The following is an 846-nucleotide window of genomic DNA, read 5'->3' on the forward strand; positions in this document are numbered from 1 at the left end:
ACCCGTACATGATGGTGATCTGCTCGGGGCTCATCAAGGCGATCCCGGCCGACCTGTACGAGGCCTCGGCGGTGGCCGGGGCCGGGCCGTTCACCAATTTCTGGCGCATCACGCTGCCGCTGATCCTGAAGCCGCTCACACCGCTGTTGATCTCGGCCTTCGCGTTCAACTTCAACAACTTCGTGCTGATCAGCCTGCTCACCGGCGGGCGGCCCGACTTCCTGGACACGAGCGTGCCGGCCGGCACCACCGACCTGCTGGTGAGCTACACCTACCGCATCGCGTTCCAGGACTCGGGCCAGCAGTTCGGGCTCGCGGCGGCGATCTCCACCGTCATCTTCGCGATGGTCGCGGTGATCTCGCTGGTGCAGATGCGCCTCACGAACGTTTCCAAGGACTGACATGGCCATCGTCCTCGACAAGAGCCACCGCTGGCGCGTGCTGGCCGCGCACGCGTTCCTGATCGCACTCGTCGCGCTGGTGATCTTCCCGTTCCTGATGATCCTGTCGATCTCGCTGCGCCCGGGCAACTTCGCGGCCGGCAGCCTGATCCCCGAGACCATCAGCTTCGAGCACTGGAAGCTCGCGCTGGGCCTGTCGTACACCGCGCCCGACGGGCGGCTGGTGAAGCCRGATTTCCCGGTGCTGCTGTGGCTGTGGAACTCGGTCAAGGTGGCCAGCCTCACCGCGGCGATCACGCTGACGCTGTCGACCACCGCCGCCTATGCCTTCGCGCGCATGAAGTTCCACGGCAAGCGCATCGCGCTCGGCGGGCTGATGCTGATGCAGATGTTCCCGGCGGTGCTCGCGCTGGTGGCGATCTTCGCGATCTTCGACCGCATCGGC

At 66.0% G+C, this 846-nt stretch carries 2 protein-coding genes; both read left to right on the top strand.

Features of this window, described 5'->3' with window-relative positions; all coding sequences use genetic code 11:
- Positions 1 to 401: ABC transporter permease subunit (locus AC1D12_RS34405; protein ID WP_477845535.1), on the top strand; the 401-nt coding region annotated here is incomplete at its 5' end.
- A gap of 1 nt (position 402) precedes the next feature.
- Positions 403 to 846, top strand: a 444-nt coding sequence (locus AC1D12_RS34410) for an ABC transporter permease (RefSeq protein WP_477845536.1), incomplete at its 3' end; no start/stop codon positions are given.

This window comes from Rhizobacter sp. P1_G5, from assembly GCF_056405435.1.